This is a genomic window from Microbacterium sp. Leaf351 (assembly GCF_001423825.1).
Taxonomy (GTDB): domain Bacteria; phylum Actinomycetota; class Actinomycetes; order Actinomycetales; family Microbacteriaceae; genus Microbacterium; species Microbacterium ginsengisoli.
In genome coordinates, this window is sequence record NZ_LMPK01000002.1 from 39423 (window position 1) to 41274 (window position 1852).

4 protein-coding genes are annotated in these 1852 nt (G+C 66.5%); all 4 read right to left on the reverse strand.

What is annotated here, in order from left to right:
- A partial coding sequence (gene yidC / locus ASG00_RS00660; protein ID WP_235559013.1) for a membrane protein insertase YidC occupies window positions 1–747 on the reverse strand: 747 nt, incomplete at its 3' end.
- Window positions 748–750: 3 nt separating this feature from the next.
- A complete protein-coding gene (gene yidD, locus ASG00_RS00665) occupies window positions 751–1107 on the reverse strand; it encodes a membrane protein insertion efficiency factor YidD (protein WP_045247904.1) in 357 nt (118 codons plus the stop codon).
- Window positions 1104–1439, reverse strand: coding sequence for a ribonuclease P protein component (rnpA, locus tag ASG00_RS00670; RefSeq protein ID WP_045247905.1), 336 nt, complete (start codon window positions 1437–1439; stop codon window positions 1104–1106). Before rnpA ends, yidD begins: the two co-directional genes overlap by 4 nt.
- A gap of 7 nt (window positions 1440–1446) precedes the next feature.
- Window positions 1447–1584, reverse strand: coding sequence for a 50S ribosomal protein L34 (gene rpmH, locus ASG00_RS00675; protein WP_045247906.1), 138 nt, complete (start codon window positions 1582–1584; stop codon window positions 1447–1449).
- Window positions 1585–1852: the final 268 nt, after the last annotated feature.

Below are 1852 nucleotides of genomic sequence, written 5' to 3' on the forward strand. Positions count from 1 at the left end.
CATGACGACGCCGAGCGGGAAGAACACGCCCGAGAAGATCATGCCGATCGGGATGATGAAGAGCATGATGCGCTGCATCTGGTACGCCTGGCCGGTCTTCGCCTCGGGCGAGAGGTTGCGCGAGATGATCTGCAGCTGGGTGATGAACTGCGACGCGATCATCGCCGCCACAAGGACGATGAGGATGACCACGGTCACGGTGCCGCCCGGCTGACCCCACGCTCCGGTGAGGGTGTCGTGGAGCGACGCGACGCCGAAGAGCTTCGCCTGATAGAACTCCTGCGTCAGCTCAAGCGTGAGCGGGCCGACGCCACCGGTGGGCACCGCCGCCGTCGCATGCTTGGCGACATCGCTCAGCACGCTGTACAGCGAGAAGAAGATCGGCATCTGGATCAGCAGCGGCAGGCAGCTGGACACCGGGGAGGTGCCGTGCTTCTTGTAGAGCGCCATCGTCTCGCGGCTCATCGCCTCACGGGAGAGCTGGTCGCGCTTGCCCTTGTACTTCTCCTGGATCTTGCGCAGCTCGGGCGCGATCTCCATCATCTTGCGCTGGCTCTTGATCTGGCGCACGAACACCGGGATCAGTGCGGCGCGCACGACCACCACGAGGCCCATGATCGACAGCACCCAGGTCAGACCCGTCGCCGGGTCCATGCCGAAGAACGTGAACACGGCATGCCACGCGACCAGCACGAGCTCGACCACCCATTTGAGCGGCCAGAGGACGATTCCCAACAGATCCGGCACGGATCAGTCCTTTCGAAGGGGCACGACGAAGCCGTGCGGAGTCAGAGCGTGGGCGTAATGCGCATGGGTCGGGGGGTCGTCCACTCCGCCAGCTGCCCACGGGTGGCACCGGGCGATGCGGGCGGCCGCGAGGGCAGAACCCTTGACCAATCCGTGCTGCTGCACGGCACCCACCGCATACGCGGAACACGACGGATAGTACTTGCACACGTCGCCGTAAACATGGGAGATGGTTGCGCGGTAGCCGTGCAGCAGCGCGAGACCCAGGTTGCGAGGAACGAGCGGCACGGCGCGCAGCCACAGCCGAGTGTCGAACCGGTCGGTTCCGCGCGAGTGAGACGGCAGCGTCGCCGAGCTCATGACGCCCTCCGCTGCAGTGCGGTGCGCACGTCTCCGCGAAGAGTGGAGAAGGATGCCGCGGCGGCGGCGGGCAACGCGCGGATGACGATGTCGCGTCCCGGCGCGACGTCGCCCCGCGCCTCTGCGCAGATCGCCTTCAAGCGGCGACGAACCAGATTGCGGGTCACCGCGCCTCCCACCTGCTTCGACACGATGAAACCGAAACGGGGTGCCCGCGTGCCCTCGCTCGCGACCACATAGGTGATCAGGTGCGGCGAAGTGCTGCGGACTCCCCGTCGGACGACGGCCTTGTAGTCGGCACCATCGGTGAGACGACTCGGCCGGGAAAGCACGCCGGTCTCAGGCAGAGAGCGTGGCGCGACCCTTGGTGCGACGCGCCGAGAGGATGGCGCGGCCGGCGCGGGTGCGCATACGGGCGCGGAAGCCGTGCTTCTTGGCGCGGCGGCGGTTGTTGGGCTGGAAGGTGCGCTTGCTCATGGGATCACTCCGGATCGGGGGTCACCGGAAGCTGGCGGCCGGCGACGGGGAACGAACTGCCTGGAAGGCATAAGTCAACCGACTAAGGGTATGCCCGCGGAGCCGAGAACTCAAACCCAGGACCCATCCGCACTATCACGGCACCCCCGAACCACCCCGTGATCGACACGCGCCCATCGCCGAACGGTTTGATTCACCCCCGCCGTCTGACTAGCGTGTCTCCAGCACTTATCCACAGGTTCGGGCGGGTTCTCCTCCGAAACCGGGG